Origin of the sequence: Sorangium sp. So ce1153, from assembly GCF_051521595.1 — a bacterium.
In the GTDB taxonomy this organism is placed as follows: Bacteria; Myxococcota_A; Polyangia; order Polyangiales; family Polyangiaceae; genus Sorangium.
The window spans coordinates 1,577,723-1,595,590 of sequence record NZ_CP150361.1 but is presented as its reverse complement, the minus strand read 5'-3'; the positions used below and the strand labels follow the sequence as shown (position 1 = coordinate 1,595,590).

At 71.3% G+C, this 17,868-nt stretch carries 12 protein-coding genes; 6 read left to right on the top strand and 6 right to left on the bottom strand.

Translation table 11 applies throughout. The features are described from left to right. Positions 1 to 369: 369 nt before the first annotated feature. The 3 genes from WME85_RS05710 to WME85_RS05700 are packed head-to-tail and all read right to left on the bottom strand — an operon-like array spanning position 370 to position 3,579. Entirely contained in the window at positions 370 to 1,212 is an 843-nt protein-coding gene (locus WME85_RS05710) for a carbohydrate ABC transporter permease (RefSeq protein WP_437835868.1), read from the bottom strand. After that, a complete protein-coding gene (locus WME85_RS05705; protein ID WP_437835866.1) occupies positions 1,205 to 2,215 on the bottom strand; it encodes a carbohydrate ABC transporter permease in 1,011 nt (336 codons plus the stop codon). The genes WME85_RS05710 and WME85_RS05705 overlap by 8 nt, the downstream gene beginning before the upstream one ends. Then, entirely contained in the window at positions 2,215 to 3,579 is a 1,365-nt protein-coding gene (locus tag WME85_RS05700; protein WP_437835864.1) for an ABC transporter substrate-binding protein, read from the bottom strand. Before WME85_RS05700 ends, WME85_RS05705 begins: the two co-directional genes overlap by 1 nt. A gap of 634 nt (positions 3,580 to 4,213) precedes the next feature. Here WME85_RS05700 and WME85_RS05695 point away from each other — a divergent pair. After that, the gene (locus WME85_RS05695) at positions 4,214 to 5,572 is read left to right on the top strand and encodes a trypsin-like serine protease (protein WP_437835862.1); all 1,359 of its coding nucleotides are present in this window, start codon (positions 4,214 to 4,216) and stop codon (positions 5,570 to 5,572) included. Positions 5,573 to 5,795: 223 nt separating this feature from the next. Here the strand turns inward: WME85_RS05695 and WME85_RS05690 are convergent, their stop codons facing one another. Further along, positions 5,796 to 8,114 carry a prolyl oligopeptidase family serine peptidase gene (locus WME85_RS05690; protein ID WP_437835860.1) on the bottom strand — a complete coding sequence of 773 codons (2,319 nt, stop codon included), beginning with the start codon at positions 8,112 to 8,114 and terminating at the stop codon, positions 5,796 to 5,798. 443 nt (positions 8,115 to 8,557) lie between these two features. Between WME85_RS05690 and WME85_RS05685 the strand changes: the two genes are divergently transcribed. The 3 genes from WME85_RS05685 (at position 8,558) to WME85_RS05675 (ending at position 14,228) form a co-directional block, all read left to right on the top strand. Then, the gene (locus tag WME85_RS05685; protein WP_437835858.1) at positions 8,558 to 8,824 is read left to right on the top strand and encodes a hypothetical protein; all 267 of its coding nucleotides are present in this window, start codon (positions 8,558 to 8,560) and stop codon (positions 8,822 to 8,824) included. A gap of 503 nt (positions 8,825 to 9,327) precedes the next feature. Continuing rightward, a complete protein-coding gene (locus WME85_RS05680) occupies positions 9,328 to 11,469 on the top strand; it encodes a hypothetical protein (RefSeq protein WP_437835855.1) in 2,142 nt (713 codons plus the stop codon). Next, positions 11,466 to 14,228 carry a M23 family metallopeptidase gene (locus WME85_RS05675; RefSeq protein ID WP_437835853.1) on the top strand — a complete coding sequence of 921 codons (2,763 nt, stop codon included), beginning with the start codon at positions 11,466 to 11,468 and terminating at the stop codon, positions 14,226 to 14,228. Before WME85_RS05680 ends, WME85_RS05675 begins: the two co-directional genes overlap by 4 nt. A gap of 34 nt (positions 14,229 to 14,262) precedes the next feature. Here WME85_RS05675 and WME85_RS05670 read toward each other — a convergent pair whose 3' ends face one another. Then, positions 14,263 to 14,769, bottom strand: a complete 507-nt coding sequence (locus WME85_RS05670; RefSeq protein ID WP_437308038.1) for a DUF1993 domain-containing protein — start codon at positions 14,767 to 14,769, stop codon at positions 14,263 to 14,265. A gap of 387 nt (positions 14,770 to 15,156) precedes the next feature. On the opposite strand from WME85_RS05670, the gene WME85_RS05665 reads away from it, so the two are divergent. Together WME85_RS05665 and WME85_RS05660 are read left to right on the top strand one after the other, a co-directional pair. Next, complete coding sequence (locus tag WME85_RS05665) at positions 15,157 to 16,662, top strand: carboxypeptidase regulatory-like domain-containing protein (RefSeq protein WP_437835850.1); 1,506 nt, start codon at positions 15,157 to 15,159, stop codon at positions 16,660 to 16,662. Between the two features lie 82 nt (positions 16,663 to 16,744). Continuing rightward, positions 16,745 to 17,272, top strand: coding sequence for a hypothetical protein (locus tag WME85_RS05660; protein WP_437835849.1), 528 nt, complete (start codon positions 16,745 to 16,747; stop codon positions 17,270 to 17,272). Between the two features lie 78 nt (positions 17,273 to 17,350). On the opposite strand, the gene WME85_RS05655 is transcribed toward WME85_RS05660, so the two are convergent. After that, on the bottom strand, positions 17,351 to 17,614 hold the full coding sequence (locus tag WME85_RS05655; RefSeq protein WP_437835847.1) for a hypothetical protein: 264 nt from the start codon (positions 17,612 to 17,614) through the stop codon (positions 17,351 to 17,353). Positions 17,615 to 17,868 lie beyond the last annotated feature (254 nt).

The following is a 17,868-nucleotide window of genomic DNA, read 5'->3' as shown; positions in this document are numbered from 1 at the left end:
TCGCGGCTCGCCGCCCGTGCGGAGGTTCGACTGGCCACTGCGGATCATGTTGAAAGGCTCGTCGAGCAGTCCACTGGCTCCTCGACTGAGCCCGTACCGCGTGCAGGTGAGCGCCGCCCCAGAGACGGGATGGTTCCGCCGCCGTGCAGGGGGCACATGCGGCAGCGTGCTCGTCACCCAGGGACGCAGCGCTTCATCCAGGGACGCGGGCTCTGTCGCGGCCCCCTCCCCGGCTGGACGCCCAATGGGGCGCCCTTGGCTGGTCGCCGCAGCCAGGAACAAGCCTTGCCTGGTCGCGCTCTCCCCGCCGCCCGGTGAATGTTCCGAAGGATCTGAGGGGATGCCTCAGGCCGGCACCTGCAGCGCTGGTCAGGTCTTCACCGCGCCCGCGGTGAGCCCCTGGACGAGGTAGCGCTGGAGCAGGAGGAACCCGGCGACCACAGGCACGCTGACGACCACCGAGGCCGCCATCACCTGGTTCCAGTAGATGTTGGACTGGGTCGCATACCCCTGCAGCCCCACGGCGAGCGTGCGCCCCTCGTCGCTGGTCAGCACGGAGGCGAACAGGACCTCTCCCCACGCGGTCATGAAGGCGTAGATCGCCACCGCGACGACCCCCGGCTTGGCCGCCGGGAGCACGACGCGCAGGAGCGCGGTGAGCGGGCCGGCGCCGTCCACCAGCGCGGCCTCGTCGAGCTCGCGCGGGATGGTGTCGAAATACCCGGCGATGAGCCAGATGGAGAAAGGCAACGAGAACGTCAGGTACGTGAGGATGAGGCCGAGCCGCGTGCCGTGCAGCTCGATCCCGGTGGCCCGCTCGATCGAGACGAAGAGGAGGAAGAGCGGGAGCAGGAAGAGGATCCCGGGGAACATCTGCGTCGACAGCACGGTGGTGAGGAACACGCGCCGGCCCCGGAAGCGATACCGGCTCACCGCATACCCGGCGAGGATCGCCAGCGCCACCGAGAACACCGTCGACGCGGCCGCGACCACGGCGCTGTTCACGAAGTACCGCGCGAGCGGCACGGTCCGCCACATGTCGATGAACGGCTGGAGCGTGACCTCCGTCGGCAGCCAGGTGAAGGGGCCCTGGACGTCGCGCAGCGGCTTGAGCGCCGAGATCAGCATCACGTAGAGCGGGATGACGGTGAAGAGCGACAGCGCCGCGAGCACGGCGCGCCGCAGCCAGGCGACCCACGCGGCCTCACGCATGGCGCGCGCTCCTGCTCGTGATCAGGAGGTAACCCGTCGTGACGACGAGCAGGAAGCCGACCAGGATCACGGACATCGCCGAGCCAAGCCCGAAGTTCCACGTGATGAAGGACGCCTGGTAGATGTGGATCGCGATCACGTCGGCCTCCGGCGGCGCCGCGCGCCCGAAGAGCGTGTAGGGCGTCGTGAAGTCGTTGAAGCTCCACAGGAAGAGCACGAGCAGCAGCACCTGATTGACCGGCCGGAGCATCGGCAGCGTGATCGACCGGAAGCGCGTCCACGGGCCTGCGCCGTCGACGCTGGCCGCCTCGTAGAGGTCCGACGGGATGGCCTGGAGGCCCGCCGTGATCGTCAGGAAGGCGAACGGCCACGTCCGCCAGATCGCCACGACCACCAGGCTGAAGAAGCTGTTCCCGCCCAGCAGCCAGAACGGCCGCTCCTGGAAGAGGCGGAGCTGGTCGACCAGGACCGTGTTCACGATGCCCGTGTCGCGCTGCAGCATGAAGCTCCAGGTGATGACGCCGGTGAAGATCGGCATCGCGAACGGGACGAGGAACAGCGTCCGCAGCGCCGAGCGGCCGCGGAACGGCTTCTGCAGCGCGACGGCGGCGGCCGTTCCGAGGAGCCACGAGCCGCTGACGACGAGGACGCTGACGGCGACCGTGACGAAGAAGGAGCGGAGGAGCTCGGCGCCCACCGGCGCGGTGAAGTCGACCGCCAGGCGGTAGTTGGAGAGCCCCGCGGAAGGGGCCTTGATCCAGTTACGGATGAACCGCTGCGTGAGCTGGAGGAAGCTCATCCACGTCCCGACGAGCATCGGGACGATGTGAACGGCGAGCTCGGCGACGAGCGCGGGCAGCAGGAGGACATACGGGAACGCCCGCGGCCAGCGCCCCGGCGACGCCGCGCGCGGCCCCGCCACGCCGTCCGCCGTCGCCGCCGTCGCCGCCCCGGCGAGCTGCGGCGCGTCCCCCGGGGCGCCCTCCGCGCCGCCCTCGCCCACTACTTGCCGCTCGCCATCTGCTGGTTGGCCTTCGTCAGCTTGGCGCGGATCGCGGCGTCGTCCACCGCCTTGCCGGAGGCCGCCTCGGCCAGGAGATCTTTCATGGCCGTGCCCACGAGCGTCTCGAACTGCGCCGTCTCCTCGATCATCGGCATCGACTCCGCCGTCTCGGCGAGCACCTTCTGGAAGACCTGGATGTTCGCTGTCTTGAAGCGATCGTCGGAGTAGGCGGACGTCACGACCGGCAGGGAGTTGAACGCGGCGTTCAGGATCCGCTGCTCCTCGGGGCTGGTCATGAACTCGACGAACTTGAGCGCCGCGTCCCGGTTCTTGCTGTCCTCGAAGACAGCGATGTTGATGCCGGCCACGTGGCTGTTCACCCGCTTGCCGTTCGCGGGCAGCTGGTCGGGCAGCGGGACGGGCGCCACGCCGTAGGCGTCGCGGGCGAGCCCGTTCTGCTCGATCGCCGTCGCGGCGTAGCTCTGGATCATGAGCATCGCCGCCTTGCCGGCGGAGAAGTCCTTGAGGATCTGCGTGTCGTTGGCGTACTCCGCGTTGCTCGGGTTCACGACCTTGTGGACGCTGAGCAGGTCGATGTACTGCTTGACGCCGGCGACCATCTCCGGGTCGTCGAACCGCGGCTGCTTGCCGTCGAAGATCCTGGCGCCGTGCTGCCGGCCGAACATGAACGCGAAGTGGGCGTTCTCGCTGTAGCTGGCGCCCATGATGGCGAGGCCGTAACGGCCGCTCTGCGGGTCGGTGAGCTTCTTGGCGACGGCGATGAGCTCCGCCCACGTCGCCGGCGGCTTCTCGATGCCCGCGTCGGCGAACAGCTTCTTGTGGTAGAAGAGCCCGTAAGCGAGCCCGTAGAGCGGCACCGCGGCGGGCGGCTGGCCCGGCGCGCCGGTGGCGGACATGCTCGCCGGGATGAACCGGTCCTTGCCGCCGATCCTGGCGAGCGTGGCGTCGTCGAACGGCAGGAACGCCCCTGTCGCCTGGAGCGACGCAGACCACGAGTTGCCGATGTTGAGGACGTCGGGGCCCTTGCCGCTCGTCGTCGCGCCGAGGATCCGGTTGAGCAGGTCGGACCAGGGGATGACCTCGAGCTTGACCTTGATGCCGGTCTGCTTCTCGAACTTGTCGAGCTCGGGCTGGAGGACCTTCTTGTCGTCCTCGACGCTGGGCCCCTGGTTGCTGGCCCAGTACGAGAGCGTCGCCGGAGCGGAGGCCGGCGCGGCCGACGCCGAAGGCCCCGAGGGCGAGGGCGACGAGGAAGGCGCGTCGCCCCCGCTCTTGCCGCACGCGGCGGTCCCGAGGGCGAACAGGGCAAAGGCGGCTACGGCCTCGATCGTGCGTGATTTCACGGTGAGTCCCTCTCTGTCTGCCGGTTCACAGAAGAATCGCGCGAGACCGCGCAACGGCGCGCAGACTACCCGCGACACGGCCAGGCCTGCAAGGGAAGCATGACGAGCGGGGCACTGGAACCGTCCGGAGGTCGAACGCCATTGTGCGCGGGTCGCGCGGCCGCGCGCAGGCCACCCCGCGCGCCATGTCCGAGCGTGGGAGCGAGGCGCCGCCAGCGGAGCACTTAATCGGTTCAGAGTCAACGGCCATCGCGCCGCCGGGGGACCGGGAGGGCTCCCTCCCACATGCTCGCGATGGCTGAAAACGGGGATCCACCATGCACGCGCTGCATAACGTCCATGTTGAATACGAGTTGGATGTGGGACAGCAGACGAGCTAGACAGTGGCGTCGGACCGATCACGACGTGATCCCGCGCGGGCTGGCCCACCGGACAGCCGCGCTTCCTGCCGCTCGACGTGGACCCCGGAGGGGCACGCGATCCGCTGGCACCCGCGCCTCGAGGCCGCGCAGAGAGCGCGGTCGGCTCGCCGAGCGCGGACGCCACTGGCGGGCTCGCGGGCCCCGGGACCGCGCGCGGCAGGCGGCGGCGCGCCGGGCGATCGCGCGCATCGGGACGACAGGAGAATCAACCAGTGCGCGCATCAGTTTATGCTTTGCTGTCCCTGTTTTCGGTCGCCTGCACCGTGCCGGGCTATGGCGACGCCTCCGAGGAGATCAGCGCCGCGGAAGACGAGCTGATCGGCGGGACGCCGGCGCTCGAATCGCAATACCCCTCCACCGTCCTCGCCCCGGGGTGCACCGCGTCGAAGGTCGGGCCGCGCCACTTCCTGACCGCCGCTCATTGCGTGGACGACGAGTACGCTGGCACGGTGTCCTCGAGCTACGGGCCGGGCGGCTTCTACTCGGTCAGCACCACCAACGCGCCCCCGATCTGGCCCTACATCGACCTGACCATCGAGCAGACGTACATCCACCCGAAGTGGCTCGAGGATTGCGCCGCCGCGCTGACGGGGGGAGCGCCCGACTGCGCGGTCAACGTCCTGAACTCGGGGCACACGCCCGACCTCGCGCTGGTCGTCGTCAATGAGCTCTCGCCGACGATCCCGGCGGCGGTGGTGGACGGGGCGCCGGTCGCGGTGGGGGATCCCGTCGTCGCGACCGGCTACGGCTGCGAGACGCCCGGCGGAGCGCCCACCTATACCTTCAAGCTCCAGAACCTCACCGCGCAGGCTTCCTCGATCCTGAATCACCCCGGCTCCTACGTGTCCGGCAGCGCCATCACCGACGTCGCGGCGTCGTACGTGCTCACGCCGGGCTATGCCGCCAGCACCTCCTACGCCAGCCTGTGCCCCGGCGACTCGGGCGGCCCGCTCTACCGCCAGAGCTCGACCGACCTCATCGTCGTGGGCGTCAACGCCTACTACACGTTCCCGTCCGCGCCCGGCTCGAACCCGTCGCAGACCAACTGGCACACGCGGCTCGACACCTCGGCGCGCTACTCGGTGACCTCGTGGCTCCAGGCCCTCGGGGTGACCGTGATCAACGGCGGTACGGCGCCGACCTGCACGGACGGCGTGAAGAACGGCACCGAGACCGACGTCGACTGCGGCGGCACCTGCACGGCCGACTGCGCCAACGGGAAGACGTGCGCCGCCAACGCGGACTGCACCAGCGCGAACTGCGTGGCCGGCGTCTGCCAGGCGAGCGGCGGGACGTCGCCGTGCAGCACCCTGTGCACGAGCCCGACCGTGTTCACGACCGCCAGCTACAACTCGGGCAACCTGGGCACCGGCGCGCGCTGCTTCGAGACCACGGCGAACCTGACCGCCGCCAACTGCGGCAACTTCGCGAGCGGCCGCACGTTCGAGGTCAACAACACGGTCGTGAGCTGCACGGGCGGCAACATCACGCTGCCCGCGAAGCGCAACGGCGGCTACTGCTTCGAGGCGTCCGCCGGCAACCAGGCGTGGGCCTACTTCAGCACATGGTAGACCGGTATCCAGCAGACCGAACCGGCAGCGGCCGCGCGCCTGACCGGGAGCGCGGCCCGCGTCCCCTCCGCCACCGGGGCGCCCTGAGGAATCCCCCTCGTCTTGCAGGCCTCTTCAGCGGGCATAGTGAGCTGGAAGGCGGGCAGACAGGGAGCATCTGAAGGTTCCCCCCCTCTCTCTCCGCGCCTCCCTGTGAGTTTTCCGAAGAAGTTGAGGGGATGCCTCAGCGGGGCGCCCCCTCCCCCGTCGTCGACGAGACCTCCCCCTTCGCGGGCGGGGACTCCCCCTTCGCCGGCGCCCCCTCCCCCTTCGCCGGCGGGAACCCGAGCCCGAGCTCCTTGAACAGGAACGTGAACACGTCGGCTTGCTCCTCGATCTGCGCGGAGAGCGGCGTCCCGAGCCCGTGACCCGTCGAGCCGCTCGCCCTGAGCAGGATGGGCGCCGAGCCCGACGTGGCCGCCTGCAGCCGCGCCGCCATCTTCCGCGAATGGAACGGGTCCACCCGCGCGTCGTTCGCGCCCGTCAGGAACAGGGTCGCCGGGTACGCGGTCCCCTCCTGGACATGGTGGTACGGCGAGTAGGAATGAAGGGCCTTGAACTGCTCGGGGTCCTTCACCGTGCCGAACTCGGTCACGTTGAACGCCCCGTTCGGCGTGAGCTCCACCCGGAGCATGTCGTAGATGCCGACGTGCGAGATCACGACCTTGTAGAGCTCCGGGTGCTGCGTGAGCTGCGCTCCCATCAGCAGGCCGCCGTTCGAGCCGCCGAGGATGGCGAGCCGCTCCGGGCTCGTGAAGCGCCCGTCCACGAGGTGCCTCGCGCACGCGGCGAAGTCGTCGAAGACGTTCTGCTTCCTGGTCAGGTTGCCGCCGCGGTGCCACGCCTCGCCGAGCTCGCCGCCGCCGCGCAGGTTGGCGACCGCGATCACCCCTCCCTGGTCGAACCACAGCCGCCACAGCGGGTTGAAGCCGGGCGCCACGCTGATCCCGTAGCCCCCGTATCCCGTGAGCAGCGCCGGCGCGGTCCCGTCGAGTGCCGTCCCCTTGCGGCGCAGGATGCTGACTGGCACCCTGGTGCCGTCCTTCGACGCGCACGCGTCGCGGGTGACCTCCACGTCGGCAAAGGAGACGGGGGCGGTCATCGCGAGCGGCGTCTTCGTCACCTTGCCGTCCCTGGCCGAGTAGGCGTACCAGGCCGCCGGCTCGGTGTAGCTCACGCCGCGAAAGAGCATGTCGTCGCCGGCCGCGCGCACGAGCTGCCGCACCGAGGAGATCGGCGGGATCGGCGCCGTCCCGAGCGCCTTGCCCTTCAGGTCGAAGACGCGGATCTGCGACGGGCCGCCGACCAGGTCCTCGACGTAGAGCCGCGCCTTCGTGGGCAGGAAGTCCTGGATCACCGCCTCTCCCTCGGGCACCACGACCTCCGCCTGCGCGAGATCGAGCTTGCCCGGCGCGAGGCGCACCACCTTGCCGCGCGGCGCGTCCTTCCGCGACAGGAGGTAGAGCCGGTCGTCGCTGCCGAACCTGGCGTGGATGATCTTGTCGGGCAGGTCGGCGAAGCGGGTCCACTTGCCCGAGGCGTCGAGGAGGTAGTGCCAGTACTCGCCTCCGTCGCCGTTCTGCACGCTGGCGAGCACGAGCTTGCCGCTCTCGCTGGTCGTGAGCTCGACCTCGGCGATGCGGGGGAACTCCTTGCCGAGCGAAACCTGGTCTTCCTTCTCCGGCGTGCCGAGCTTGTGGAAATAGACCTGCTGGAAGAAGCCCATGTCCTCCTTCGGGCGCTCGCCGGCGTGCGGGTGCCGCGTGAAGTAGAACCCCTTGCCGTCGCCGGTCCACGCGAGGCTGCCGCCCGCGGTGCCGCTGCTCGCGTGAGGGACCGTGTCGCCCGTCTCCTTGCCCGTCGCGACGTCGTAGACGCGCACGGTGCCTTCCTCGCTGCCGCCCTCGGACAGCGAGACGGCGACCTTCTTGCCGTCGCGCGAGGGGACGAACCAGTCGATGGTCGTGTGCCCTTTCGGGTCGATGACCTCCGGATCGACGAGGGTGCGCGCGGTGGCGGGCTCGCTCGCGGACCGGAGGACGACGAGGGAAGGCTGCTGCTTCGGCGGCTGCGCCTTGAGGGCGAAGAGCTGCCCGCCGGCGTCGTCGAGCGCGAAGTAGTTGGCGGAGGTCGCCGAGAGGATCTCCTCGACGCGCGCCCGGACGGCGCCGCGCATGGGCAGCGCGTCGAGCACGCCGCGCGTGAGCTGGTTCTGCGCCGCGACCCAGCGCTGGACTTCAGGGGAGCTCCCGTCCTCGAGCCACTGGTAGTCGTCGACGACCCGGGTGCCGTGGTACTCGTTCGCGACCGGCCGCTTCGCGGCCTCCGGATACGGCAGGCGCGCTCCCTTGCCGGTCCCGGGCACGGCAGGCGCGGCAGGCGGCAGGGCCGCGCCGGGCGAGGCCGCTGCCGGCTGCTCCGGGGGCCTCGAGGAGGGCGCGCTGCACGCCGCGAGCAGCGGCAGCGCCAGGGTGACGGCTTTGGTCGTGTGCGGGCGGCTCATGCCCGCGAAGCTAGCCGCCACCGCAGCGCGAGCGATAGAGCGATCCTGCAACGGTGCAAGCCCGTTCCTCGCAGAATCGAAAGCCGCCGGGCAACGTCCTGGACACATGGGCCGAAAAGCGAGGGATCTCGACCTGGTACGGAGACTGCTTAGTCACCGGCCAGCACCGCCGGCGGCCTCCGCTACCCCCCGAGGCGCCCGGCGGCGCTGCTATTTTGTGCCGCCCGATCTCGCCTCGGGCCGGCCGTTCACCCCTCCTCGTCGCCGCGGGCGGCGAGAGGGGGGCGGCCGCGGCGGCGCGTGGAGCGCGGCCCGCGCGTGCCCTGCGCGCGTGAGCTCGGGCGAGCGGCCGGACGCCAACGAGCCGGCGCCGGTACGAGAGGTCGCCGAGGCGCCGTGGTCGGCGCGCGGGGAGCGGCGCTCTTCGTGCTAGCGTGCGCCGCATGTCGACCTACGAGAAGGAAGAAGCGCTCCGGACCGGCGATGTCGAGGTCCGCGAGGTGGATGAGAGCGTCCTCAAGGATCTCGAGTCGAAGTACGCCGACGTGGCCTGCCCGATTCACGGCGGGCCGCCGGCCTTCGAGCTCGCGTCCGACGGCTCCGTCATCGAGCGCTTCTGCTGTCCGGCCCTGCTCTCGATCGTCCGCGAGCTCCAGGTCGCCGCGGGCGAGCGGCCGCCGCCGCCGGATGAGGTCGAAGAGGTCGAATAAGAAGGGTCCTGTCGAGAGCGAGGGGCCGAGTCCCGCGCTCGGCCTCCTGCTCACCTCCTGTTCACGCACAGCCAGGCTCCGCTCCCGCGGAGGGGTGCCCGCGACGGCGAGCACATCGGCCGGCAGCTCGCCGTCGAGCTCACGAAAGAGCGCTTGAGTCGCGGCGAGCCGAACACGAACAGCCACGCGACACGCGACACGCGACACGCGGTGGTGGCCTGATTTGAACATGAAGGCGGGAAGGCGGGAAGGCGGGCAGAAAAGATCAATGATCTTCCCGCCTTCCCGCCTTCATGTGAATCACTCTGGGCCAAATTAGGCCACCACCCGACACGCGACACGCGACAAGCAGCCGCGGTCACCTCTCCACACATTGACCCGATGACTCGCGGGATGCCTGGCCCGGGGCGTCGCGCGGAGACCGTCGTCGTTGACACAGCGAGCGCGCGCACGCCAGCATCGTGCGATTCAACATGCGCCGACCTTCCCTCGCTCTGGGCCTCATGGCGGTGTCGGCACTGGCGTACGGCGGCCCCGGCTGCGGTGATGACCGCCTCTGCGCTCCGGGCGCGCTCTCCGCGTGCTTCCTCCCCGACGGGGCGCTCGGCGCCCAGCAGTGCAACGAGGAGGGCACCGCGTTCGGCGCCTGCGGCAGCGCGCCGGGGGGCCTCGGCAGCGGGTGCGGCCACCTGAGCGAGGCGTGCTGTCCGTCGCTCCCCGCCGAGCTCCGGGCGAGCTGCGACGCGGCGGCGGCGCTGGCGGACGACGCCGCGTGCGACGACTACGCCGGCAGCGCCAGCGCGGCCGGGTTCTGCGGCGACGGCGCCGCGCCGGACGGCGTCCCCTACGGCCCGGGCTGCGCCGGCCTCCTCGACGATTGCTGCGCGTCGCTGCCCGCGAGCCTGGCATCCGCCTGTCATGCCACCGGGTTCCGGGGCAACGAAGGGCTCTGCCGCAGCTTCCTCGAGCGGGACGCCCAGGCGAACGGCTTCTGCGAGGGCGCCGATCACGCCGCCGAGAGCTGCGGCTACCTCGCGGAGCAGTGCTGCCCCTCGCTGCCAGGAGGGCCGCGCGAGCGCTGCGAGAGCCTCGCCGCCGAGGCGGACACGGACCTCTGCCTGGACTACCTGAGCGGCGCCGCGGACGCGGGCCGCTGCCCGACGCTCGGCGGCGGTGAGCCGCCCTCGTCGGCCGCCTGCGACGCGCTGCTCGAGACATGCTGCGGCGCGCTCGAGCCCGCGCTCGCCTACGAGTGCGATCTGAGCGCGCTCTCCGGCAGCCGCGCGCGCTGCGAGGCGTTCGAGGGCGCCGCCCGGGCCGCCGGCCTGTGCCTCGGCGACGGCGGCGGCGGCGGGGGCGGCGGCTGCGGCGATACGTCGGCCGACGTGGACAACTGCGGCTTCTGCGGGAACGTGTGCGGCGACCAGCACGCCGTCCCTTCCTGCGCGGCCGGGACCTGCTCGCTCGCCTGCGACCTCGGCCACGGCGACTGCGACGGCGACGCCGCGAACGGCTGCGAGATCGATCTCGCGAGCGACGCCCGCAACTGCGGCGGCTGCGGCGAGGTCTGCAGCGGCACGAACGCCTCGGCCGCCTGCGAGGAAGGCGCGTGCGTGCTCGCGTGCGACGCGGGCTTCGCCGACTGCGACGGGGCGCCCTCGACGGGCTGCGAGGTCGAGCTCGCCTCCGACCCGTTCCACTGCGGCGCCTGCGGCAACGGCTGCTCCGGCGGCGCCTGCGAGGAAGGGACGTGCGGCCCCGGCGCGCTCCAGCTCGCCGCGGGCCTCGCGGTCCCCTCCGCGCTCGCGGTCGACGCCGCGGCCGTCTACGTCGTCGGCTTCCGGCCCGCCGGCGGCGTCGCCGTCCGCGTCGACAAGGCGTCCGGCACGGTGACCTGCCTCGCCACCGGCGCAGCGCCGGACGCCTCGGCCTGCGGGAGCGGGCGCTTCGAGGGGATCGCCCTGACGGACGCCGGCGCGCTCGTCACCGGCTCCGCCGGCGTGCTCCGGTTCCCGCCGTCCGGCGGCGCCTCCACCACGGTGACCGCGAGCGTCCCCGACCCGTGGGCCGTCGTCAGCGACGGCGCCGCGGTCTGGTTCACGTCGCTCTCCCAGGGCGGCCTGTACCGCACCGACGCGCTCTTCGCCGGGCAGCTCGCCGCCGAGATCAGCGGGGCCACCGGCGAGGCGGGCGGCGCGCTCGCCGCCGACGCCGATCACCTCTACTGGACCTGGGCGGACGGCAGGGTCATGAAGCTCCGCAAGGACGGCTCCGAGCCGCGCCAGATCGCGTCCGCGCAGGACTTCGAGCGCACCAACCTGACGCCGCAGTACCTCGCGGCCGACGCCACGCACCTCTTCTGGAGCACGCCGAGCGGCTACCTGCTCCGGCTCGGCAAGGACGGCTCCGGGCTCGTGGCGCTCGCCGACGGACAGCCCGGTCCGGCGGGGATCGCCGTGGATCCGGAGGCCGGCGGGGCCCTCTACTGGGTCAACCGGGTCGGCTCGGTGCGCAAGGTGCCCAAGGCGGGCGGCGGCGTCACCACGCTCGCCGTGGGGCAGGTCGGCGCGATCGCGATCGCCGCGGACGAGGCGTTCGTCTACTGGGCGACGCAGGCGGGCGACCTGCGGAGGATCGCCAAGTGAGCCGCTCTCGTCGGCCCGGGCGCCGCGCGCTCTCGCGCCTGTGCGGCGCTGCCGCCGTCCTGCTCGGCGGCGGGGGGGTGCTCGGCGTGGGCTGCAGCCAGGAGCCGCCGGTGGGCGCCGTGGCGCCGCCGTCGCTCGGGGCGCAGGCCGACGACGACGACGCGTGCGCGTGCGCCGCGGGGTTCTACTACAACAACCAGCCGATCCCGCTCGAGGAGACCCGCTGCGATGCCTTCGTGTGCGGGCGCGACCTCATTTCCTATCAGTGCCGCGATGGCGACGACGCCCCGGACAACTGGGTGAGCTATCCGGAGAACCGGTGCGGCGACCTCGCGTGTCCGGCCGAGGGAACGTTCTGCGGCGAGGACGTGGTGAACGGCGAGCCGGCCGCGCTCTACCAGTGCCCGGGCACGGGGCAGATCCCGCTCGATTGGCGCATCTGCCCGGGCGGCTGCGAGGCCGGCGCCTGCACGGGCGAGGCGAGCGGCGAGTGCCCGTGTGCGGTCCCGCCCATCCCGGGCGGCGATCACATCCCGCTTCAGTGCGGGATGACCCTCTGCTTCCCGACGGGCGCCGGCAACGCCGGCGTGAGGCAGGTGTGCACGGCCGAGGGCTGGCGCAGCCTCGGGCTCGCGTGCAACCAGCCGCAGGGCGACTGCCCGGCGTGCCGCGGCGTGCAGGACCGCTCCGGCCGAGCGGTCACGACCACGGCCTGCGGCGAGGAGGTGTGCGGCCTCGGCGTCGGGAACCGCAGCCGCTGGGTGTGCGGGGAGGAAGGGTGGCTCGACCTCAACCTCCCTTGCGATCCCGGCGCCTCGACGGGAGAGGGGGCGCTCGGCCGGTGCCCGGTGGAGTTCCGCGACAACGACGGCCAGTGGAAGGGTGTCGAGCCGGGCCAGACCTTCTGCGGAGATCAGGTGTTCGGCGGCCGCGCCAACAAGGACCTCGCGATCAACTCGGGCGAGCTCGACATCCGCATCCGGGGCCGGGCGGATCACCTCTACGCCTGCCCGGGCCCCGGCGCGAGGCCCGTGCCTTACCGCAGCTGCGACGCAGGGAACGGGCTCGGCGCGTGCACGCGCGTCCGGGAGCTCCCGCCCGTGCACAGACACGAGGTGACCGGCGCCCGGCCCGGCGCGAACGAAGCGAAGATCCGCGACTGGGACCGCTGCGAGGAGTCGTGCCCGCCGCTCAGCGACATCATCCATTACTTCCCGATCCCCGGGGGGAACAACGGGGACGACGACTGCCGGCACCTCTTCTGCGGCCAGCACGAGGTCACCGGTCGCGTCGGGACCCTGTACTACTGTGCCTACGAGCTCGATCCCTCGAACCGAGCGTGCCCGCCCGTGCACCCCGAAACGGCGGTCCCGGGGCGCCCCGTCCCTTACGAGGAGTGCTCGAGCGGCTGCAGGTTCGTCGGTCTCGCGAACAACAGTGACGTGTGCGACGCCAGCGTGGAGCAGCAGCCGTTCGGCATGCCGGATCCCACGCCCGCCCCGAGCATCACGCTGGAGTGCGACCCGATCCTCGACTACCAGGGGCGCCAGGTGCCCGCGCGGTCGCTCCGCCTGGGCTCGCAGATCTGCGGCCCCGGCGGGCAGGTGCTCGCGTGCGACGAGCGCCAGCTGAGCCGCCCTGACGGCTGGCGCGCCACGGGGATCTCGTGCGGCACCTCCTGCGGCGTGTGCGGCCCCGACCCGTACGGCGCGCAGACCCCTGTCTGCGCGTACTTCGCCAGCGCGGAGGGCCTCACGTGCGATGACGCGAGCTTCGGGGAGCGCTGGGACCCGTGCTTGAACAACGGGAACGTCACGTTCAACGAGCCGGCGTACTGCGGGTACAACGTCGCGGGCGACGCCGAGGGCGACCCCAACATGCTGTATATCTGCAAGGCGTACTGCACGCGCAGCGAGGGCGGGAAGACCGTCGAGCTGCCGTGCGCAGAAGTCAAGAGCGCTGGCCCGGGCGAGCCTCCCTGGACGCGCGAATACCGCCTCGATCGCTCGGTCTATTGCCCCTTGGGCTGCCAGGAGAACGAGCATGAGAACGACGAGTGCAAGCGGCCCGGGGGCGGCAAGCGGATGGCCCCCCTCCGTGACAGCCGCGTGATCCGGGAGTTCGGCGTCGTGGCCTCGGACTACGGCGGCCGCCACCTCGGCGAGGATCTCGTCAGCAACTGGAGCGTCACGGCGGGCGCAGAGGTGCACCCCGTGGCCGACGGCAAGCTCCTCTGGAAGGGCATCAACGACTCGCAGTACCTCGGCGTGGCGCTGGTCGAGCACCCGCCCAAGGGCGGGACGGGACAGCGCTACTGCTCCTTCTATGGCCACCTCGACGCCGACGGTCTGGGGCGGGACCTGGTGGCGGGCCAGGCGGTGACGACCGACGACGTGCTCGGGAAGGTGGTGCGCTGGAACGACATCCCGCGTCAGCACAACCTCCACTTCGCCGCGAAGTGGGTGGAGTGCCCCACGTCGTCGGACGACTTCTATTGCGACCCCGGCTACCCGCGGGACAACTCGCACCTGCACTATGCGGTGCTCTCCGACGAGGAGTGCGATCGCTTCGACGGTAGCCGGGGCACCACGTATGTGCTGAGCACGCCGTATGGTTACGACCAGTGCGAGACGCCCGTCGAGGCCCCCGTCGCCCTCACCGCGATGACCGCCGCGGATGCGTGCACGGTACCGATGGGGGGAGCCACGACGGAGGGGTACATCTCACCGACGTGGTTCATCGAAGCGCCGCCGCAGTGAGCGGCGCTCTCCACCGTGGGCGGCCGGCGCTCCCTCAGCGCGCGCCGAGGTAGTCCATCTTGCCGACGTCGAGCCCGTTGTGGCGCAAGATCGCGTAGGTGGTCGTCACGTGAAAATAGAAGTTGGGCAGCACGAAGTACTGGAGGTAAGGCAGCCCCTTGAACTTCAGCGGCTGATCGCGCGTCGGGATCGTGACCTCGCGCTCCTCGGAGCCGTCGATCTGCTCGGCCTTCAGACCGTTCAGGAACTCGATCGTCTTGGCGATGCGGGCCTGCAGATCGTCGAAGCTCGACTCGTTGTCCTCGTACTTCGGCACGTCGACGGCCGCCAGCCGCGCCCCACAGCCCTTGGCCGTGTCGCTGGCGATCTGCACCTGGCGCGTGAGCGAGAGCATGTCCGGGGCGAGGCGCGCGTCGAGCAGGACGCGCGGCTCGATCTTCTTCGCCTCGGCGTAAGCGGCGGCCTTCTTGAGGATCGCCGAGAGGTTGCCGAGCATCTTCACGAACAGGGGCACGGAGGCCTGATACATCGAGATCGCCATCTTCATCTCCTTGCTATCGCACGCTGCGGACAGCGCGGCCCCCCGGGTACATCACGGCAGCGCGGCGCGGGAGCACCGCCTGCGGGGAAGCGCGCGGGGGCGAACATAGTGGCCGCCGCGCGCCTCGCGCAAGTGCGCTGTCACACCGGCGGCGCACGTCGCCGCCGTCGCCTCGGCCGCGCCTCGCCCGCCCCTGCGCCGGCTGATCGCCGGGAGCCGCGACTCCGACGCCGAGGAGATGCGATGTGGGCGCACGGCCTCATGGCCGGCATGTGAATTAATGTAAAACACCTCGACAGGGCGCGCGCCCGGCCTACCTGCACGGCACAGGATCGGCCGCGCTCGAGCCGCGCGCCGGTTTCACCTGTCTTGAAAGGATCCTTGTCGATGAAAATCGCGCCGCGCCGCTCGGCCTCTCATCTGGTCGCTCTCACCGCGATTGCACTCTCGTCCTGCGGAGTCGAGCCGCTCGAGGAGCAGCCTCTCCTCGGCGGCGCCGAGGCGGCGCTGAACGGCGCTGTCGCCATCGCGGGGCACGTCGGCAATGGGTCGTCCAACGCAGGGATGAGCGGCGTCACCGTGCAGCTCAGCGGCGCCGTGAGCGCGCAGGCCGTCACCGACAGCCACGGCAACTTCCTCTTCACCAACCTGCCCGCGGGCGCCTACACGCTCACGCCGGTGAAGCCGGGCGCCACGATCACGCCGGCCGCGGTCGACCTCGGCACCGTCACGGCCGATCAACTCCAGAGCTTCACCTGCGCCGGCGCCTGCGGCGCGGGGCCGTCGGTCGACCCGTACAAGGAGATCGCGATCGTCGACCCCTCGGTCACGCAGGACGCGCGCGCCTCGAACGCGACGGGCGGCCCCTGGAGCTTCCGGTACCTGATCGAGCAGATGACCCCGAGCGGCGTCGATCCCGCGGACTTCGCCGCGGAGTGGCTGGAGGGCTTTCAGCCGCTGACGATCAACGGGTATCCGACGACGACCCGGGGGATGTCGTCGCTGACGAACCTCTGGCCGACGCGGCCGGACGGCAAGCTCGATCTCGCGCAGGCGCCGTTCCAGCTCCTCGGCATCTTCAACCGGACCGACCTGCACGCGAGCGGCAGCGGCGAGGCGCGCTTCGTCTTCGGCATCATCCCGCCGAACCACTTCATCGCCGGGATGACGGTGATCTTCGAGTACCGCCTGCCGAACAACTCGGCCGTGCCGGACCGGCACAGCTGGATCACCCGCTTTCACGCGCTGGGGCAGGTCGCGTTCGGCGCCCAGTACAACGAGGAGCTCCAGGAGATCACGGACCTCTTCACGCAGCGCGGCTCCGAGCGCAGCACCATGGGCAACCCCAACGCCAGCGCGCTCGGCCAGCTGCGCACGAGCGAGAGCCTGATGGGCGCCCCCTGGTCGTGGCGGGAGTTCCACCTCGTGCCGGAGCCGACCGGCTACCAGGCCTTCCTGAGGCTCGTGGAGGCCGCGCAGACCCCGGATCAGCAGCTCAACGGGGACGCGGGCCTCGAGGCGTTCCTGCTCGCGAACCGGACCGGGATCATCGCCGGCGTGACGCCGCTCGACGCCTCGTTCCTCGGCGGCGAGGCGGAGGGCAGCATCGTCCCTTCCGCCACGAAGTGGGCCTTTCCGGGAACGGACGAGCCGCTGCGCCACGCGTTCGCCGGCCAGACCTGCAACGGGTGCCACAACGCCGAGACCGACCAGCTCGCCACCTTCTACCACGTGGCGCCGTTCGCGACCCCCGGCCCCGACGGCACCGGGGTCCTCTCGAATTTCGTCAAGCAGGTCGAGATCCCGCGGCGGGTGAGCTTCATGCAGAACCGGCTCACCTGCAGCACCCTCGCGGGGAATTGCTCGCCAGGGTCCGAGTCGGTCGTGCCCTGAGCGCCCTCCGGGCCCCGGGCCGCCCGCGGAGCCCGCGAGGCGGATCTCGACGGCCGCGCCGGCGACGCGGTATAGGGTGATCATGCGAAATATCCTTGCTCTCTGCTTGTTCACGGCTGCGCTCGCGGCCGCATGCGGCTCCACGACGACCGACCCGGATCCGTCGGGGAGCGGCGGGTCGACCGCCACCACGACGGTCACCAGCTCGGCCACCGGGACCTCGTGCGTTCCGGGCTCGACCATGTCGTGCACCTGTCACGCGATCAGCGGCCCGGGCATCGCGACCTGCCTCGAGGACGGCAGCGGCTACGGGCCGTGCATGGATCAGGACGGCAGCGAGTGCAGCTGTCCCGTGGGGCGCGGAGACGGTTGTTGTCAGGGCGACGGCCTCTGCTGCTCGTGCGTGCTCGGCTGCGATCCGGGCGCGGACCACGTGCAGAACCCCGAGACGGACGCGCTCATCGCCTGCGTCTGCGCGGCGGGCGTTTGCGCCGACGAGTGCGCGACGGAGTGCGCCGGCGGGGGGATCACCGCCGACTGCGAGCCCTGCGTGCAGCAGGCGGGGATGGACGCCTGCAAGACGCAGTACGAGGCCTGCGGCGGGACGTGAGCCCGAGGATCAGCGCGCCTTGATCGCGGTCAGCTGCACGCCCCGAGTTCCGTCCACTCGGCGGGGCACCACGAGGCGTCAAGGCTCGTTCGGGCGAGCGGGCCGGCGCCGAGGCGGGCTCGCGGCGGCGGGCTCGAGGAGCCCCTTCTTCCTCGCCTCGTGCCGAATGAGCCCGCGCACGTAGCTGGCGGCCGTCACCTCCACGCCCGTGTCGGACATCTCCTCGGCTTGCAACGCCACGAGCGCCTGCAAGAGCTCGCGGTCGTGCCGGGTGAGTCGTAGCGTCAGCGTCGCATTGACGACCTGCCGGCCCTTATCCTGCGTGGGTCTTGTCATTGCCATGTGCGCCGTCGGATTGGCCTTCGAAACCTTTGCGCAATTTCACCCTTGTCTTTGCAACGAGCGTGCCGCCGTTCGCAACGCCCCTGCCGCCGCTCGCGACGTGCGAGCCGCCGCTCGCAACGCCCCTGCCGCCGCTCGCAACGCCCCTGCCGCCGCTCGCAACGCCCCTGCCGCCGCTCGCGACGCGCGTGCCGCCGCTGGCCTTCGCTTGTAACACAGCCGGCGTCGCCCCGGAGCCCCACCGACCCCGCAAG